16 protein-coding genes are annotated in these 17,594 nt (G+C 28.7%); 12 read left to right on the top strand and 4 right to left on the bottom strand.

All coding sequences use genetic code 11. The features are described 5' to 3' along the window. The first annotated feature begins 9 nt into the window (after positions 1-9). The 9 genes from HMPREF2852_RS04045 (at position 10) to HMPREF2852_RS04005 (ending at position 9,022) form a co-directional block, all read left to right on the top strand. Positions 10-1,473, top strand: coding sequence for a PTS ascorbate transporter subunit IIC (locus HMPREF2852_RS04045; protein ID WP_004839085.1), 1,464 nt, complete (start codon positions 10-12; stop codon positions 1,471-1,473). A 9-nt stretch (positions 1,474-1,482) separates the two neighbouring features. Continuing rightward, positions 1,483-1,779, top strand: coding sequence for a PTS sugar transporter subunit IIB (locus HMPREF2852_RS04040; protein ID WP_004839084.1), 297 nt, complete (start codon positions 1,483-1,485; stop codon positions 1,777-1,779). Positions 1,780-1,789: 10 nt separating this feature from the next. Beyond that, entirely contained in the window at positions 1,790-2,482 is a 693-nt protein-coding gene (locus HMPREF2852_RS04035) for an L-ribulose-5-phosphate 4-epimerase (RefSeq protein ID WP_070606041.1), read from the top strand. Further along, positions 2,469-3,299 carry an L-ribulose-5-phosphate 3-epimerase gene (locus HMPREF2852_RS04030; RefSeq protein ID WP_186821923.1) on the top strand — a complete coding sequence of 277 codons (831 nt, stop codon included), beginning with the start codon at positions 2,469-2,471 and terminating at the stop codon, positions 3,297-3,299. The genes HMPREF2852_RS04035 and HMPREF2852_RS04030 overlap by 14 nt, the downstream gene beginning before the upstream one ends. Before the next feature lie 10 nt (positions 3,300-3,309). Next, entirely contained in the window at positions 3,310-3,945 is a 636-nt protein-coding gene (locus HMPREF2852_RS04025; RefSeq protein WP_070606036.1) for a 3-keto-L-gulonate-6-phosphate decarboxylase UlaD, read from the top strand. A gap of 26 nt (positions 3,946-3,971) precedes the next feature. After that, positions 3,972-4,619 carry a fructose-6-phosphate aldolase gene (gene fsa, locus HMPREF2852_RS04020; RefSeq protein WP_004839080.1) on the top strand — a complete coding sequence of 216 codons (648 nt, stop codon included), beginning with the start codon at positions 3,972-3,974 and terminating at the stop codon, positions 4,617-4,619. A 96-nt stretch (positions 4,620-4,715) separates the two neighbouring features. After that, a complete protein-coding gene (gene tkt / locus HMPREF2852_RS04015; RefSeq protein ID WP_070606035.1) occupies positions 4,716-6,704 on the top strand; it encodes a transketolase in 1,989 nt (662 codons plus the stop codon). A gap of 128 nt (positions 6,705-6,832) precedes the next feature. Beyond that, positions 6,833-7,759, top strand: coding sequence for a hypothetical protein (locus HMPREF2852_RS04010; protein WP_070606034.1), 927 nt, complete (start codon positions 6,833-6,835; stop codon positions 7,757-7,759). A gap of 189 nt (positions 7,760-7,948) precedes the next feature. Continuing rightward, a complete protein-coding gene (locus HMPREF2852_RS04005; protein ID WP_070606033.1) occupies positions 7,949-9,022 on the top strand; it encodes a hypothetical protein in 1,074 nt (357 codons plus the stop codon). Between the two features lie 120 nt (positions 9,023-9,142). Here HMPREF2852_RS04005 and HMPREF2852_RS04000 read toward each other — a convergent pair whose 3' ends face one another. The 3 genes from HMPREF2852_RS04000 to HMPREF2852_RS03990 all read right to left on the bottom strand — a co-directional run bounded on the left by HMPREF2852_RS04000 (position 9,143) and on the right by HMPREF2852_RS03990 (position 12,616). Continuing rightward, positions 9,143-10,540: a S41 family peptidase gene (locus tag HMPREF2852_RS04000; protein WP_070606032.1), complete on the bottom strand. Its 1,398-nt coding sequence runs from the start codon at positions 10,538-10,540 to the stop codon at positions 9,143-9,145. A 65-nt stretch (positions 10,541-10,605) separates the two neighbouring features. Beyond that, positions 10,606-11,922 (bottom strand): sensor histidine kinase, encoded by a 1,317-nt coding sequence (locus tag HMPREF2852_RS03995; RefSeq protein WP_070606031.1) that lies wholly within the window; start codon positions 11,920-11,922, stop codon positions 10,606-10,608. After that, a complete protein-coding gene (locus HMPREF2852_RS03990; protein ID WP_070606030.1) occupies positions 11,903-12,616 on the bottom strand; it encodes a response regulator transcription factor in 714 nt (237 codons plus the stop codon). The genes HMPREF2852_RS03995 and HMPREF2852_RS03990 overlap by 20 nt, the downstream gene beginning before the upstream one ends. 172 nt (positions 12,617-12,788) lie before the next feature. Between HMPREF2852_RS03990 and HMPREF2852_RS03985 the strand changes: the two genes are divergently transcribed. From HMPREF2852_RS03985 to HMPREF2852_RS03975, 3 genes are all read left to right on the top strand, one after another. Then, complete coding sequence (locus tag HMPREF2852_RS03985) at positions 12,789-13,031, top strand: GlsB/YeaQ/YmgE family stress response membrane protein (protein ID WP_070606029.1); 243 nt, start codon at positions 12,789-12,791, stop codon at positions 13,029-13,031. A gap of 103 nt (positions 13,032-13,134) precedes the next feature. Next, positions 13,135-13,998 carry a thymidylate synthase gene (thyA, locus tag HMPREF2852_RS03980; protein WP_004839072.1) on the top strand — a complete coding sequence of 288 codons (864 nt, stop codon included), beginning with the start codon at positions 13,135-13,137 and terminating at the stop codon, positions 13,996-13,998. A gap of 51 nt (positions 13,999-14,049) precedes the next feature. Further along, on the top strand, positions 14,050-14,556 hold the full coding sequence (locus tag HMPREF2852_RS03975) for an AAA family ATPase (RefSeq protein WP_019117461.1): 507 nt from the start codon (positions 14,050-14,052) through the stop codon (positions 14,554-14,556). Positions 14,557-14,600: 44 nt separating this feature from the next. Here HMPREF2852_RS03975 and HMPREF2852_RS03970 read toward each other — a convergent pair whose 3' ends face one another. After that, positions 14,601-17,480 carry a penicillin-binding protein 1A gene (locus HMPREF2852_RS03970; RefSeq protein WP_070606028.1) on the bottom strand — a complete coding sequence of 960 codons (2,880 nt, stop codon included), beginning with the start codon at positions 17,478-17,480 and terminating at the stop codon, positions 14,601-14,603. Positions 17,481-17,594: the final 114 nt, after the last annotated feature.

The raw sequence follows: 17,594 nt of genomic DNA, 5'->3' as shown, positions 1-17,594 counted from the left end.
GAGAAAAATATGGATATAATTTTAAGTATTTTAAATGGATTTGTAAAAAATATTCTCACAAAACCAGCGTTTTTTATAGGATTTTTGGTTTTAATTGGTTATTTGTTAGATGGAAAAAAATGGTATGAAGCTTTAGCTGGTTTTATTAAGGCTACTGTAGGATATATGATTTTGATGGTAGGTTCTGGTGGACTTGTTTCAACTTTTAGACCGATTCTTACAGGACTAAAGGACAGATTTAATATTTCTGCAACTGTAATAGATCCTTATTTTGGACAAAACGCAGTTACTGAAGGTATGGAACACTTAGGTAAATCATTTTCTCAAGTAATGATTTTGTTATTGGTTGCCTTTATTGTAAATATTATTTTGGTAAGATTAAAAAATATTACAAAAATGAGAGCTGTTTTTACAACAGGACACGTACAAATGCAACAAGCTGCTACAGCTTTTTGGTTAATAGTTTTTTGTTTTCCAAAGTTAGGACAAACTCCTATACTTGTTATAATGGCAATTCTTTTAGGACTTTATTGGGCTGTTGGTAGTAACTTGACAGTTGAAGATACACAACGCTTAACTGATGGAGCTGGTTTTTGTATAGCTCACCAACAAATGTTTGGTATTAGACTTGCTTGCTGGTTAAGTGATAAATTATTTGCAAATAAAAAAGATCAAAGTAAAGATATTGATGATATTGAACTTCCTGGATTTTTGTCAATTTTCAATGAAAATATGGTAGCAACTGCTATACTAATGACTTTATTCTTTGGAATAATCCAAGGTGTTTTGGGAAAAGAATATTTAGTAGCTCAAGAAGCTTTAACAATGGAAGATAATTTCTTCTTCTATATACTTCAATCATCATTTAGTTTTGCTGTAAATTTAGCAATTCTACAATTAGGAGTTAGAACTTTCGTTGGAGAGTTGACTGCATCATTTGATGGAATTCAAAATAAACTTTTACCAGGAGCTCTTCCAGGAATAGACTGTGCTGCAGTTTTCGGATTCGGTGCAGCAAATGCTGTTACAATTGGATTTATGTTTGGTGCTTTAGGTCAATTTTTAGCAATAGCAATCCTATTTTTACTAAAATCTCCTACATTAATAATTGCAGGATTTGTACCTTTATTTTTTGATAATGCCGTAATTGGGGTATATGCTAATAATAGAGGAGGATATAAAGCAGCTTTCTTGATGCCATTTATATCAGGACTTATTCAAGTATTTGGCTCTGCTTTTATAGCAACATATACAGGACTTGCTCAATATGGTGGATACTTAGGAATGTTCGACTGGGCAACAGTATGGCCAGCATTTACAGTATTGATTAATAATATCCAATATGTTGGTGTAGCAATAGTAGCAATTTTCTTGATAGTTATACCTCAACTTCAATACAAAAAGAACAAAAAAGGTTATTTCATGATAACTGAGGATTACGAAAAGTACAAAGAAACAATTGAAAACAAATAGGAGGAAAAAATGAAAGTAATAGTAGCGTGTGCAAATGGAGCTGGAACTTCTTTAATGATGATGAATAAAATCAAACAAGCATTTAAAGAGTTAGATTATAAAGGAAAACTTGATATATCTCATTGCTCCTTGTCAGAAGGAAAATCTACAGGTAGAAATGCTGATGTTATATTCTGTGCTATTAATTTTACCAAAGATTTTGATGCGTTAAAATCAAAAGGTGTTGAAATAATTGGAATGAAAAATATTCTTTCTAAAGATGAAGCTATTGAAAAGATTAAAGAACATAATCTTTTAGAAAAATAAGTTGGTTAAAATGTTAGAAGATATAAAAGAAAGGGTCTACAAGGCAAATTTATTATTGCCAAAATATGATCTAGTTAAATTTACTTGGGGAAATGTTTCAGAAATCACTCCAGATAGAAAATATGTTGTAATAAAACCATCTGGCGTTGATTATGATAGCATGAAAGCAAGTGATATGGTTGTTGTTGATTTAGATGGAAATATCGTAGAAGGTAATTTAAAACCTTCTAGCGATACTCCAACACATCTTGAACTTTATAAAAAGTATAAAGAAATTGGTGGTATAACTCATACTCATTCAAGATGGGCAACAATTATGTCACAAGCAAAGCTTGATATAAAAGCTATGGGAACAACTCATGCAGATTATTTTTACGGAAGTATTCCTGTAACAAGAGATATGAAAAAAGAAGAAATCAAAAATGACTACGAAAAAAATACTGGTCTTGTAATAATAGAATGTTTTGAAGAAAAAAATATCTCTCCAAAAGATGTGCCAGCTGTGTTGGTGGCAAATCATGGCCCATTTGTGTTTGGAAAAGATGCAAATGATTCAGTATTTCATTCAGTAGTCTTAGAAGAAGTTGCTTTTATGAATTGGCACTTAGTTTCTCTTGGAAAAAATGAATCTATGAGTGATAATCTTCTTGATAAACATTACCTAAGAAAACATGGAAAAGATGCTTATTATGGACAAAATTAATCTAGGAATATATGAAAAGGCTCTGCCAAATAGGTTAGATATAAATGAAAAATTAAAACTTGCAAAAAAAATAGGATTTAATCAGTTAGAAATTAGCATAGATGAGTCAGATGAAAAATTAAATAGGCTTACAAATGGTTTTTCCAAAAAACTTCTCAAGGCACAAATTGATAATGACATGAGAGTAAGAACAATGTGTTTGTCAGGACACAGAAAATATCCTTTTGGTTCAAATGACGAGAAAATCAGAAAAAAAAGCCTTGATATTATGCAAAAAGCTTTAGAATTTGCTGATATTAATTCTATAAAAATAATTCAACTTGCAGGTTATGATGTTTATTACGAAAAATCAAATGATGAAACAAAAAAATATTTTATAGAAAATTTATTTAAAGCGGTGGACTTTGCATCAAAATATGGAGTTATACTTGCTTTTGAAACCATGGAAACAGAATTTATGGATACTGTAGAAAAAGCTATGGAATATGTTAATCTTGTTGACAGCCCATATCTTGGAATATATCCAGATATTGGCAACTTAAAAAATGCATCTGTAAAATATAATAAGGATGTTGTGAAAGACTTAAAAAAAGGCAAGGGACATATTTTTGCAGCACACCTTAAAGAAACAAATCCTGGAATTTATAGGGATATGCAATTTGGCTCTGGTGGTCATACAGAATATGAAAGATGTATAAAAGAATTAAAAAATCAAAAAGTTCAAATCTATACTGGCGAATTTTGGGACCATGGAGAAGAAAATTATAAGGAAATAATAAAAAATTCTTACGAATTTTTAAGTGAAAAACTAAAATAAGGAGAAAGTTATGGCAAAACCAAAACTACAAATAGCGCTTGATAGTCAATCTTTAAGTGAAGCTCTAGTTACAGTTAGAGAAGTTGGAGATGTAGTAGATATTTTAGAAGTTGGAACTGTACTTTGCTTGCAAGATGGTATGGAACCTGTAAGAGCAATCAGGGCATTGTATCCAGAAAAAACAATTCTTGCAGATACAAAATGTGCAGACGCTGGAAAGACTGTAGCTAAAAATTGCAAAGATGCAGGAGCTGATTGGATGACTGTTATCTGCTGTGCAACAATACAAACAATGCAAGCGGCTAACAAAGAAATAGACGAACTTCAAGTAGAATTATATGGAGATTGGACATTCGATCAAGCAAAAGATTGGAAAAATATTGGGATAGAACAAGTTGTTTATCATCAATCAAGAGATGCCCTTCTTAGTGGACAAAGCTGGGGAGATAAAGATTTAGATAAAATTAAAAAATTGGTAGAAATGGGCTTTAAGGTTTCAGTTACAGGTGGGCTTGATGTAGATACTCTTGAATTATTTAAGGGGATAGATGTTAATGCTTTTATAGCAGGTAGATCTATAGCAGAATCAGAAAATCCTAAACAAGCTGCCATTGATTTTAAAAATAAAATAAACGAAATATTTTAATTGTTAGAAGAAAGTTAGGAGTTAAAATGAAATTTTTCTTAGACACAGCAAATATTGAAGAAATAAAAAGAGTAAACGACCTTGGACTTTGCGACGGAGTAACAACAAATCCATCTATTATAAAAAAAGAAGGTAGAGATTTTGAAGAGGTTGTAAAAGAAATTTGTAAGCTTGTAGATGGTCCGGTATCAGCAGAAGTAACAAGCTATGAATGTGAGGGAATGGTTGAACAAGCAAGAGCTTTATCAAAATGGGCAGAAAATATTGTTGTAAAAATTCCTATGACAGAAGAAGGATTGAAAGCAATAAATATTTTGTCAAAAGAAAAAATAAAAACTAACTGTACACTAATATTTTCTGTATCTCAAGGGTTAATGGCTATGAAAGCTGGAGCAACATATATTTCTCCATTTATGGGAAGAATAGATGACATGGGAGAATCTGGAGCAAAATTAGTAAGTGAATTAAGAGATGTTATAGATATTTACGGATATGATTCACAAATAATTGCAGCAAGTATAAGACATATTGGTCATCTAGAAGAAGCTGCTTTAGCAGGAGCTCACATAGCAACAATCCCAGGAACTTTATTCGAAAAACTATGGTCTCATCCATTGACAGATGCAGGCATAGAATCATTTAAAAAAGATTGGGAAGCTTTCGAAAATCGTTAATTTAAAAATGGCTTTGCACAATGTTTAAAATATTTTGCAAAGCCTTTTTCTTATTCAAAAATAAAATTTACAAATAAAAATATATAAGGAGAATCAATGTTTACAAAAAATGATCAACTAGCAGTTAATGCTATAAGATGTTTGTCCCTTGCTCAAATAGAAAAAGCAAATAGTGGCCATCCAGGACTTCCTATGGGAGCAAGTCCTATGGCTTATGTTTTGTTTAATAAAATTTTAAAAACAAATCCAAAAAATGAAAATTGGTTTGATAGAGATAGGTTTGTTTTATCAGCAGGTCATGGCTCTGCAATGCTTTATTCGCTTTTGCATTTGTCAGGATATGATTTATCAATTGATGATTTAAAACAATTTAGACAAAAAGGTTCAAAAACTCCAGGACATCCAGAATATTCACACACCAAAGGAGTAGAGGTTACAACTGGGCCTCTTGGTCAAGGCATAGGTCAAGCTGTAGGTCTTGCTATTGCAGAAAAACACATGCAAGCTCTTTACAATAAAGATGATTTAAAAATTATTGACCATTATACCTATGCTCTTTGTGGAGATGGAGATCTTATGGAGGGGATTTCTTATGAGGCGATGAGCCTTGCAGGACATCTTAACCTAAATAAATTAATCGTTTTATATGATTCAAATGACATTTGTTTAGATGGTAATCTTTCATCATCATTTTCTGAAAATGTTGAAAAAAGAGTTAAGGCACAAAAATGGAATTATTTAAAAGTAGAAGATGGAAATAATCTTGAAGAAATTTATAAGGCTATAAAAAAAGCAAAAGAAAATCAAAATGGCCCAAGCTTAATTGAGGTAAAAACTATTATAGGATATGGTTCAAAAAATCAAGGAACAAATAAGGTTCATGGTGCTCCGATAGGAGAAGATGATTTTTCTTTGGCCAAAAAAAATTATGGCTGGGAATTTGAAGATTTTGAAGTGCCAGATGAAGTTTATAAAACTTTTGAAGATGGCGTTTTAAAAAATGGAGAAGAAGAAAATAAAAAATGGGATGAAATTCTTAAAAATTACCAAGAAAAATATCCAGAAGATTATAAGGAATTAATGGTAGGAATTAATAGAAAACTTCCTAAAGATTTTATGAAAGATGTAAAAAAATATGATTCATCAATGAAAGCTCTTGCAACAAGAGCATCAAGCGGAGAAATTATTCAAGATCTTTCAAAAATTACAAGAAATTTCTGGGGTGGTTCTGCTGATTTGTTTTCATCAAACAAGACTGATATAAAAGATGAGAAAAGTTTTAGCGATGAAAATTCTTGTGGAAGAAATATTTTTTATGGAGTTCGTGAATTTGCTATGGCAGCAATTGGAAATGGAATTATTGCCCACGGCGGAAGTTTTCATCATGTGTCAACTTTCTTTGTTTTTGCAGATTATTTGAAAGCTGCAATTAGGTTATCAGCTTTATCAGGTCATGCTTTAACTTATGTTTTTACACATGATTCAATTGCTGTTGGAGAAGATGGTCCAACTCACGAACCGATTGAACAATTAGCAATGCTAAGATCAATTCCAAATACTATAGTTATAAGACCAGCAGATGCAAATGAAACAAGACTTGCTTGGAAAATTGCCTTGGAAAGTCAAAATACACCAGTAATACTTTCTTTGACAAGACAAAATCTTCCGAATTTAAAACAAACAGAAAATTTAGAAGATATTAATAGGGGAGCTTACGTAATAAAAGATTGCGAAAATCCAGAATTAATTTTAATAGCTACAGGGTCAGAAGTTTCTCTTGCTCTAGATGTTTCAAATAAATTTGAAGAAGAAAATAAAAAAGTAAAAGTTGTATCAATGCCATCAATGGAATTATTTAGGATGCAAGATGATTCGTACAAAAATGAAATTTTACCAAAAAATGTAAAAAAAGTTTCAATAGAAATGGCATCAACATTTGGCTGGAGCGAATTTACCGGAGATGATGGATTAAATATCGGCATAGATAGGTTTGGAATTTCTGGCAAAGGAGAAGAAGTCCAAGAAGAATTAGGATTTTCTGTAGAAAAAATAAAAGATAAAATTACAAATAAATTTTTCAAATAAAAACACAAAGATATAAATATAAAGAAACTCATATTAATAAAATATTATTGATATGAGTTTTTTATATTCTTCTTATTTTAATTTTCTAATGGGTAAAATTATAATGAAAATAAAAAAAGGAAGTAAAAATGGAATTAACAGAAAAATTTGAAAAAGACAATTGTAAAAATCCTAGAGAATATTCACTAATACATAAGGAAATTCCCATAAAATTATCAAGCGATATGTGGGCTGCTCTTGCGTATTTGTTGTGGTATGTGCCAGATATTTCATCGATCCAATCAAAATCAAATGAATTGATTTCAAATAAGGAATATGATTATTATACTTTCGTAGAAATAATGACTTATATGGATTTAAGAGATGAGGATTGTTTGTTTACAAATGAAATTGACGAAAAAATTGCATCTGAATATAAAAAAAGAATTTGTACAAATTCTCAAAAATTAATTTTAAGTCAATCTGATGGAGAAACAAAAACTGAATCCTTGTTAAGACATATTAGAAATGCAATAGCACACGGCTCTTTTAATATAGTTGAAGATTTGATGGTTGGTTTTGATGAAAAAATAATTGGCAAAGATGAGGCGAAAACTACAGCGATTTTTAAAATAAAACCAAAAAATCTTTTGAACGCCTTAAAAATGTTAAATGAAGATTTGACAAATCAAAAATTAATTTCAAAAGCCTTAAAAAATACTTCTTATTGGGTTGAGCCTTATCAAGAAGGTTTTGAAAGAAGCAATAAATTTGATTTATATGCCAAGAAAAATGAAAGAAGATACGCGATTGAGATTAGAAATTATAAATCTCAAAGAGATATTGATAAAGGATTTGCAAGAAAGCTTGCTGATAATTTTGAAAAATTAAAAAATGAAAGAGTAAGACCTGTTCTTGTAATAAATACATCTTTTTTGCAAGAAGAATCAAAAAACGAATTGATTGCAGCAGATGTATTGATTTTGGATGTAAAAAATATCAAAAAAATGTTAAAGGGCAGAGATATGATAAGAGAAATTGAAGATGCTCAAAGTTTATACAAATATAAAAAATAAAAATAAATGTTAAATTTTTATATATAAATAAATAAAAATTACAAAAATACAATCTAAAATTTTAATTTTATTTACTAATCCTTTAGAAAAATTAATTATTTGAAAATTTGAAATTGATTCTTAAAATATTTCTAGTATAATTTAAATGTATAAATTATTTATACTTTATAAAATTTTAAAGGAGGAATTATGACTGAAAATTATAATGAAAATAATAGGAAGAAAAGAACTTCCGAAATGAGGGAGCACAGAAGAGCTAGATACAATGATGATTATTCTAGAGATAATAGTATTTCTTGGGGTTCAATTATCGCTGGTGCAATTTCATTTGCAGCTGTTTTTACAGTATTAAGTTTACTTGTTGGAGCTTTAGGTCTTGGAATTTTTTCACCAAATAATGAAAATCCACTTCAATCTATGGGAATTGGAGTAGGAATTGCTACAATAATTATTTTGATAATTTCTTTTGCAATTTCTGGATTTATTTCTGGAGCTTTTTCAAAAGGACAATCTTTACTTCATGGATTTATGAGCTGGGCTTTATCAATAATGTTATTATTTGGTTTGGTAACTAGCATTTTATCATCTGCTTTTGGACTTGCAAGTTCTGCTGCAAAATCTGTAGCAAACACTGCAGGAAATGTTGCAGGAAGCGTAGCAAGCACAGCGGCTGATGGAGCAGGAAATGTTCTATCAAGTGTTGGAGATTCAATTTCTGAAGTTGATACAAAAGAGCTTGAAAAAAATATAGAAGATGCTTTAAAAGAAACTGATGTTAAAGAACTTCAACCTGGATATTTAAAATCTCAACTTGATGAATCAAAAGATGAAATTGCAGAAGCTGGAAAAGAACTTGTAACAAATCCAGAAAATTCTGATCAAATAATTGATGATTTAGCAAAATCTTTAGAGAAAAAGGCTAAAAATATTACTGATTCTGTTGATAAAAAAACAATCCAAGAAGAAGTTTACAAAAATTCAGATCTTTCTGAAAAAGAAAGCGAAGAGGCTGTAAATAATATTTATGATGGAATGGATAAGGCATCAAAAGAAGCTAGCAAACAAATTGAAAATGCAAAAGATTCTTTAGAAAAAGCTAAAAAAGATGTAGATAAAACAGTTGAAAAAGCAAAAGATGGGGCAGAATCTGCAACAAATAAAGCATCAGCTGGAGCTGTTTTAGTATTTTTATTCTTAATTGTTGGACTTGCAATTGAAGTTTATACAGCAAAAATTGGAGAACAATACGTAAATAATCTTTAAAAATAAATTCAAAAAATCCTAAAGGAAATTTCCTTTAGGATTTTTTTGTACGCTTTAATTTGAATGTCCATAAGATAGAAAAAAACCACCTACTAGGCAGGTGGAAAAATTAAGTTTTTATTATTTTATCATAGACAAAACTTGCTTGTAAGGATTTTGTGCATTTATAATTTGGCTATATTTTAAATATTTATCATCCTCATCTAAACTTTTTGCACAATCAATGGAAACTAAAATTCCGGAATGATCTAATTTTATAATTTCAGTTCTCATGTGATAAATAATATCGCTTTTGGACTTATCTCCTTCAAATCCATTTTTTACAACATAAGCATCTGAAGTATTTTTTAAAATATTTGCAAATCTAATGGCGTCATTTTTTGTATTATCATTTGTCAATATATATATTTTTTTATCTGGCAAATTGGAATCTTTTTTGATTTCAGTTTTTATTTGATCATAATACATAAAATCATTTTTATTTATGCCTTGTGATTTTTCAGGGAATTTTATAGCCTGATTTTTCATAAATGAGGAGTAAGTATTGACCTTATCCTTGTTATTTTTCATGTAGGATAGACTTTGTTTTAATAAATTTCCCCTATAAAATACAACTTTTTCGTATGAATAATCTTTATGAATTAGCAAAGGAAGAATTTCGTTTGCATATTTGTCATCAATTGATTCGTTGTTTGATAAGTTAATAAAAATATTTTTGATTTCTTGATTATTTTGTAATATTTTTTTCAAATTTTCCTTGTCTTTTTCCAAATCATTTGAATTAAAACTTGGCATATTTATCTCTAAAATATTTTTATTTTCCTTAATTTCTATTTTTCCTAAATCATCTTTTCTTCCAAGAAGTCTTTTGTACCTATTTACAACTTGAGCATCTCCTAAAATTTTTCCCCTAGGAGAGTCTTTATTTTCTTTGTAATATCCAAATATGCTTCTATAAGTTTTAATATCAATTACATTTGTTCTATTATCATCGAGGATTGAAAGATATGATTGAATTGCATCAAAAAATTCTTGGTCTGATTTTGAATTTTTAATTCTTTTTTTGTAAGCATCGGTTTGATTCATTAGAGATTTAAAATTTTCTTTGTTTTCCTTATCAATAGCGTAATTTCTGCTTACATAATAAGTAAGTTTATTAAAATCTGCAATTTTTTCTGCACTTGTAAGAGTTCTTTCTTCAGTATTTCCAATAAAAATTTCTTTACTTACAGATTTCATTACATTATCTCTAAATTTTGGATATTTATATGTTTCGAATTTATTTTTTGAAGAAAAAATAGCTTTAACAATAAAAAATATTAAAAAAATCAAGATAAGAAGAAGGGCAAGCCTTCTTCTCATATATTTTCTTTTTTTTGCTTTTAATCTTTTTTTTGATCTTTTATTAATATTTGTTTTTTTTGATTTAATTTTTATATCTTTTTTTCTTACTTTTTTTTTCGTATGTCTTGATGCGGACTGATCTTTTTTATTTCTTTTATTATTTTTACTTTTCATAATTCACCTGTATTATAATATATCAAAAAATAATTTATATACAAAATTTTTTGTAATATATAAAATTATTTAGGGAAAATAACTGAAAAAGTTGAGCCTTTTCCTAGTTTTGATTTTAATTTTATTTTTCCTCCAAGGCTTTCAACGAAGTTTTTTGTAATAGAAAGACCTAGACCATGTCCGTTTGTTTTTGTGTTTCTTGCATCATCAATTCTATAAAATCTCTCAAAAATAACTTCTTTTTTTTCATCAGATATTCCAACACCATTATCCTTTATATCAATATAAATATTATTTTTATCTTCATAAAGGCTTACTCTAATCAAGCCATCTTCTTTTATAGCTTTTATAGCATTTGAAATTAAATTTTGAATTATTTGGCTTATCTTATCCTTATCAGAATAAATCAAAACTCCATCTTTTATTTCTTCAATCAAAGAAATATCAAGTTTTGTAAGTCTTGGCTTTATAGTATCAAGAATAAGTTTGATGTGTTGAGATAAGTCGAATTCTTTTTTATTTATTTTTAAATATTCAGAATTATCATTGAAAGATTTATTTAAATTTACAACAAGCCCTTCAAGTCTTTGAGTTTCCTCCAACAAAGACGAAAGAGTTTGCTCATCAACATCAATAACTCCATCTTTTATCGCTTCTATATAAAGTTGTAGATTTGTAATTGGAGTTCTAAGTTCATGAGAAATATCTTGGGCGTATTGCTTTCTTACATATTTTTGATTTTTTAAATTCCTTGAAAGATACCTTATATTATTTTGTAAATTTTCAAGCTCAATAATTTTGCTTTCCTTTAAATTTATATCATAATCGCCATCTTTAATTTTTAAAGTTGCATCAGAAATTTGCTTTATAGGATTAGTTATATTTGTAGAAAGCACTAAGGCAATAATTATCCCAATAGTAAGAGAGATGACAATGGCAATTATGATTGAATTTCTAAAGTTATTTAAAAGTTCATTAGCTGCCATTTCCCCAGTGTCATAAGTTATAATTAATTGACCCCTATAATCATTGAGATTAGGATTTATAATATCGTAACTTTTTGTAGTAGTAAGAGGATTTTCATTGTCATTTCTCCCCTTAAAACGCATTACTGGCTCATTGTTTTTATCTAAAATTTCTATATCAATATTTAAAGCCTTAGAATATTTACCAAGTCTTTCTTTCATAGTATAAACATCATTATCAGTCAAAAGACTTTCAAATTGCTTTTTAATATTCAAAGGCATATTATCCTCAGTTGTTGCAAGGAAATTTTTTGTATAGATACTTAATAAATAAGAAATTGCAATAGAAAAAACTAAGATGCAGGCAAAAATTCCTCCAACAAAGTTTCTAATTATTTTATTTCGAAGAGACGTCATCGACACCACCAGATTTATAACCCATACCATAAATTGTTTTTATATAGTCAGGTTTTTTTGGATTATCTTCAATTTTTTGTCTGATATTTTTAATGTGAGTATCAATAGCTCTGTCGTAGGCGTCATAGTCAAAACCAAAAGTAATTTCTATAATTTCTTCTCTAGTAAAAATCTTATTAGGATTTGAAAATAGAGTTTTAATTATTTGAAATTCATTTTTTGTAAGAAAAATTTCTTCTCCATCTTTGAAAAATCTATTATATTCAAGATCCATTTCAAGTCTGCCATCAATTGTTTTTATAATGTCAGCTCTTGGAATATTATATTTTTCAATTCTTCTAAGAACAGTTTTGATTCTTTGCATAAGTTCCTTTGGAGAAAATGGTTTAGTAACATAATCATCAGCGCCAAGTTTTAAACCATTTATAATATTTTCCTCACTTACCTTGGCAGTAACCATGATAACAGGAACATTAGACTTGTTTCTAATCTCTTTAATAAGATCTTCGCCAGAAATTTTTGGAATCATCAAATCAAGCAAGATCAAATCAATTTGTTCATTTTCAAAAAAATCTAAACCTTCCTTGCCATCAAAAGCTTGAAAGACATTGTAGCCTTCTTTTTCAAGATAAGATTTAATAATTTTTGAAATACCTTGTTCATCTTCAATAATTAAAATATTTATATCATTCATCTGTTTCACCTCTGTTTTATTATACCTTATTAAAATTGTTAAAATTAATATATCCTATTAATTAGTTTATATTATGTGAAAAATTTAAAAAAATGATAGATTTTAAATAAGCTGGGTATATATAATATGTAAGATAATTACAAAATTTTAAAAATTTATGAAGGAGAGAAATATGTTTAGTTCAATTGTAATAGGCGCATTGTGCGGATGGATTGCAAGTATGATAATGAAAACAGATGCTCAAATGGGAGCTATAGCAAATATAGTTGTAGGAATTATCGGAGGAGCAATCGGTTCATGGATACTTGGAATGGTAAACATAAGCGTATCAGGATTTGTAGGAAGTTTAATTTCAGGAATCCTAGGTTCTGTAATTTTAATTTATATTTATAATTTAATAACAAAGAAAAAATAAATTTTAAAAATTTTTAGGCTGGTTTATCCAGTCTTTTTTTGTAAACATTTTAAAAAATTTTAAATTGCTATCAAATGTTAGGAGGGTTTGCTATAATATAAATATGGATGTAAATGAAAAATATATAAAAATCGCAAAAGAAATTTTAGAAAAAGGCTATGACGAAGAAGAATTAAACAAAGAGGTAAGACCTGTTTGGGATGATGGAGAAAGTGCCTACACAAAATATTTGCCCCAACAAGTCGTAAGATATGAGAAAGGAGAATTACCTCTAATAAGTTTAAGAAAAATTGCTTGGAAATCAGCTATAAAAGAAATTTTGTGGATTTATCAAGATAGGTCAAACGATGTAAATTTATTAAAAGAAAAATACAAAGTAAATTATTGGGATTCATGGAAAAATGAAGATGGCAATCTAGGAACAGCCTATGGCTATCAAATAAATAAAAAATTCAAATCGCCAGAAACAGGACAGATGACAAATCAAATCGAACGATTAATTGACCAAATAAAAAATAATCCTCTAAACAGAAGGTTAATTATGAATTTGATTGATGTAGATGATATGGCAGATATGACTTTGATACCATGTGCATTTTTGACAATGTGGACAGTAAGCGGAGAATATTTAAACCTTACTTTGGTACAAAGAAGCGGAGATTTTTTGGCAGCCGCAGCACCAGGAGGAATAAATGCTTTCCAATATTATGTCTTATTAAGAATGGTTGCCCAAGTTACAGGATATAAAGCAGGAGATTTTGTTCACTTTATTCAAAATTACCACATTTACAAAAAACACATACCAAGCGTTAAAAAAATATTAGAAATAAAAGTCGATGAAAAAAGCAAACCAAGGCTTGAAATAAATCCAGACATAAAAGAATTTAAAGACTTTACAATAGATGATTTTAAATTAATAGACTATTATCCAGACCAAACAAAATACGACATAGATATTGCTTTGTAGCTTGTTGCAAAGAAATATTTTTTAAGTATAGTCAATCGGTATGGAGGAATTATGGAAAAAATAACTATAATTGGATCAGGAGGTTCTGGAAAATCAACTCTTGCCAAACAGCTAGGAGAAAAGCTTAATATAGAAGTTTTTTACTTAAATAAAATATGGTGGATAAACGATAAAGACCACATTAGCGATGAGGAATTTTTAAAAATTCAAAAAAATATAATAGAAAACAAAAAATCATTTATTTTTGACGGCTACTATCCAGACACTTTGGATTTAAGATTAAAAGCTAGTGATACGATTATTTTTTTAGATTTTCCACCAGTAACAAATTTAAAAAGATCAGTTAAAAGATCACTAACAGAAAAAAATAATGAAGACGATCCAAGCCTAGATAGGACCGAAAAATTAAATAAAGATTATATCTCTTGGCTATTAAATTTTGACAAAAACGAAAGAGATAAAATCCTAGAAAAATTAAATAAGTTAAAATTAGAAAAAAAGATTGTAATAATAGACAATGACAATAAAAAAGATTTGTTTTTACAATCTATTGCATAAAAAAAGAGCTTTAAGCTCTTTTTTTAATGTAAATTATTTTTATATTATTGACCATTATTTGTATTGTTTATCTTATTTTTATTTTCTTTATTATCTTTAGATTTTTCATCCTTATCTTTTTTATCCTTTTCATTAGAATTGTCGTCTGATTTTGGCTTTTCAGCTCCTAAAGGAGAATACATATAAGGAATATTATATTTCCAATCTTCTGGTATTATTCCATCCCATTTATTAGGATCATAAGATTTTTTTCTATCAACAAAGGCTCTAGTTGCTTGTAAGGATTTAGGGGTTTTATTTGTTGCAAGCAAATTGTTTCTTTTATCAACTGTGATCCAAACGTGCATATCATCTTCATCTTTTGGAAGATTATCTTTTGTAAATATTTCATCTTTGACAGTGCCTCTAGGATCTGAATAGGATGCTTGAGTCGGAAGTTTTCCACTTATTGTATCAACTTTTGCATGGATTATTCCTTCTGGCTCTTCGAATTTTGCAGTTTCATATTCCTCTAAAAGATTTCTATTAACTACATTCCACATACTAGCTGCTCTATTATATGAATAGCCATTTAAAGATAAATTTTGATCGTCTGATCCCATCCAAACTCCAACTGTATAATAAGGACTATATCCTACACACCAAAAATCAACACTATCATCACTAGTACCAGTTTTGGTAGCATAATCTGTACCATCTAAGTAGATAGTCTGGTAACTTTCTCCAGTAGATTGTAAAGCAGATGTTATTTGATAAGCGGTTTCTGGACTAGTAACTTTATTTTTATTAACTTTATTTGAATCAAAAATTACTTTATTTCTATTATCTTCAATTTTAGAAAAAGTAAGAGGTTCAATATACTCTCCGCCATTTGCAAGAGCGGCGTATGCTGCGGTCATATCTAAAACTGATAGACCTCTTGTCATTGCTCCAAGTCCTAACGCTGCTAAATTTTCATCGTTATGAGCACTATCTTCTTCCTTAGTAATAAAATTATCTTTTTTATCTTTTTTTATTAAACCAAAGTTTTCGAGATATTCTTTTGATTTATCTATCCCTATATCTTTAAGGGTTCTAACTGCGTTAGTATTAATTGAATATACCAAAGAATCTCTTAAAGTTACAATACCTTTGTAATATTTATATACGTTTTCTGGCCAAATTTCTCCTTGTTCATTTCTCATAAATGGAACATCATCAATCCCAGTTGCCAAATTATATCCGTTGTCTAAAGCTGGGGTATAGGTAGCTAGAGGTTTAATTGAGGAGCCAGGTTGTCTTGGCTGATCTATGGCTCTATTTAGTGTTTTAAGACCTTTTTGATCACGTCCACCAACAACAGCTTTTACTTCTCCATTTTTATGGTCAATTACAACAGTAGATGATTGTGGTTGAATAACTCCTTCAAGATCAATATCATAATAAGATTTATTAAGAGAATAAGATCCTGATTCGTTTTTTGTAATTAAATCTTTGTGTGCTTTTAAATATTTTGATGTAATTATAATTGAGCCATCATTTCCTTTTTTGACATTTTCATTTGAAATTAATTGTATTAAGCCTGTTTTATGAGTTCTTAGATTTGAATTTTTGTCATCTAATGTATAAAATTTTTTCAAAATTATATTAGTTTGGTCTAGACGAACTTTGTTTGAATTTATTATGAAATTTTCATTTTCATCAAAGTAGGCTTCATCAGCTGATAAAGTAAAATCATTGTTATCATTAATCACATTTGATTTTGCATAGTATAAAACTTCTCCTTGTTCATTAATAATATTTCCAAAATTATCATATAGTAGAGAAAGTAATGGGGCATTATACCAGCCTTGAGTGTTTCCCATTATATATTCTGAAAAATCATCATAAATATTTTCAAGTTGTTCTTGCATTTTTGTATCTATAGTAGTTGTAATTTTTAAACCACCATAATACAACTTGTTATAAGCTTGTTTTTCATCAATGTCATAAAGTTCTTGTAGTTTTTCTACTACTTGTTTTTCTAAAAGTGTATTAAAATAAGAAGCCATTAATGGTTTTTTGTCTTTTGGTGGCTTTATATTGCTAGCTACATCTTCGTTTAAAGCTTGTTGATATTCTTTTTGAGAAATATATCCTTCTTCTTTCATTTTTAAAAGAACATCTTTTTGTCTTTCAAATGGTTTTGGATTATAAATAGCTGAATATTTTTGCCCATCTATTGAAAATTCTCCTAAAACTTTTTGGTTTGTAACTTCAGATGTTGGGATTGTTTTAAATAAAGCAAATTCTGTAGGGGATTGAACGATTCCTGCGATAGCTGCACATTCGGCAAGTGTTAATTCTCCTACGTCTTTTGAAAAATATGTTTGAGCTGCAGCTTGAACTCCATAAACATTTTGTCCTAGAAAAACTCTATTCATATAAGCTTCGAGTATTTCATCTTTGTTTAAATTTTTTTCGATTTCTAGGGCAAGAAATATTTCCTTAATTTTTCTTTCATAAGTTTGGTCGTTTGAAAGATAAGTGTTTCTTGCAAGCTGTTGAGTTAGAGTTGATCCGCCTCTTACTATTGATCCGCTTTTTAAATTTTGAAAAGCAGAACCAATTATTGACATTGGATCAATTCCACCATGTTTGTAAAATCTTCTGTCTTCAACTGCTACAAAAGCATTTTTCATATTTTCAGGAATTTTATCGTAATCAACAATTTCCCTATTTTCGCTAGTCCTAATAGAATCAATTTCATTTCCATCTTTATCAACTATAGTTGAATTTTCACTCATTTCATATTTTATATTATCGGGATTAACCTTTGGAGATTTTTTCATAACCTCAATTATTCCTCCACCAACTAATCCTGCAAATATAGTTGCTAATATGCCTAAGGCAAAAAACGCTATAAGTAAAACTTTTAAAACTATAGAGGAAATTTTTTTATTCATTTTGACCTCCTTGCTTAAAGTCTTTGTTTTTTATTTCAAATTAATCATAAATTTAAACTTACTATTATTTTATCATTTTTTAAAAATTTAATCTATTTTATTCAAATAAATATT

It is taken from the genome of Anaerococcus sp. HMSC065G05, from assembly GCF_001812365.1.
In the GTDB taxonomy this organism is placed as follows: domain Bacteria; phylum Bacillota; class Clostridia; order Tissierellales; family Peptoniphilaceae; genus Anaerococcus; species Anaerococcus vaginalis.
The sequence above is the reverse complement of the archived record's forward strand: the minus strand, read 5'-3'. Positions and strand labels throughout refer to the sequence as shown.

What these genes read in the sequence shown, in the direction of transcription:
- HMPREF2852_RS04045 (WP_004839085.1), top strand. Translation starts at nt 10, where the DNA reads ATGGATATAATTTTAAGTATTTTAAATGGATTTGTAAAAAATATTCTC.
- HMPREF2852_RS04040 (WP_004839084.1), top strand. Translation starts at nt 1,483, where the DNA reads ATGAAAGTAATAGTAGCGTGTGCAAATGGAGCTGGAACTTCTTTAATG.
- HMPREF2852_RS04035 (WP_070606041.1), top strand. Translation starts at nt 1,790, where the DNA reads ATGTTAGAAGATATAAAAGAAAGGGTCTACAAGGCAAATTTATTATTG.
- HMPREF2852_RS04030 (WP_186821923.1), top strand. Translation starts at nt 2,469, where the DNA reads ATGGACAAAATTAATCTAGGAATATATGAAAAGGCTCTGCCAAATAGG.
- HMPREF2852_RS04025 (WP_070606036.1), top strand. Translation starts at nt 3,310, where the DNA reads ATGGCAAAACCAAAACTACAAATAGCGCTTGATAGTCAATCTTTAAGT.
- fsa (WP_004839080.1), top strand. Translation starts at nt 3,972, where the DNA reads ATGAAATTTTTCTTAGACACAGCAAATATTGAAGAAATAAAAAGAGTA.
- tkt (WP_070606035.1), top strand. Translation starts at nt 4,716, where the DNA reads ATGTTTACAAAAAATGATCAACTAGCAGTTAATGCTATAAGATGTTTG.
- HMPREF2852_RS04010 (WP_070606034.1), top strand. Translation starts at nt 6,833, where the DNA reads ATGGAATTAACAGAAAAATTTGAAAAAGACAATTGTAAAAATCCTAGA.
- HMPREF2852_RS04005 (WP_070606033.1), top strand. Translation starts at nt 7,949, where the DNA reads ATGACTGAAAATTATAATGAAAATAATAGGAAGAAAAGAACTTCCGAA.
- HMPREF2852_RS04000 (WP_070606032.1), bottom strand. Translation starts at nt 10,540, where the DNA reads ATGAAAAGTAAAAATAATAAAAGAAATAAAAAAGATCAGTCCGCATCA.
- HMPREF2852_RS03995 (WP_070606031.1), bottom strand. Translation starts at nt 11,922, where the DNA reads ATGACGTCTCTTCGAAATAAAATAATTAGAAACTTTGTTGGAGGAATT.
- HMPREF2852_RS03990 (WP_070606030.1), bottom strand. Translation starts at nt 12,616, where the DNA reads ATGAATGATATAAATATTTTAATTATTGAAGATGAACAAGGTATTTCA.
- HMPREF2852_RS03985 (WP_070606029.1), top strand. Translation starts at nt 12,789, where the DNA reads ATGTTTAGTTCAATTGTAATAGGCGCATTGTGCGGATGGATTGCAAGT.
- thyA (WP_004839072.1), top strand. Translation starts at nt 13,135, where the DNA reads ATGGATGTAAATGAAAAATATATAAAAATCGCAAAAGAAATTTTAGAA.
- HMPREF2852_RS03975 (WP_019117461.1), top strand. Translation starts at nt 14,050, where the DNA reads ATGGAAAAAATAACTATAATTGGATCAGGAGGTTCTGGAAAATCAACT.
- HMPREF2852_RS03970 (WP_070606028.1), bottom strand. Translation starts at nt 17,480, where the DNA reads ATGAATAAAAAAATTTCCTCTATAGTTTTAAAAGTTTTACTTATAGCG.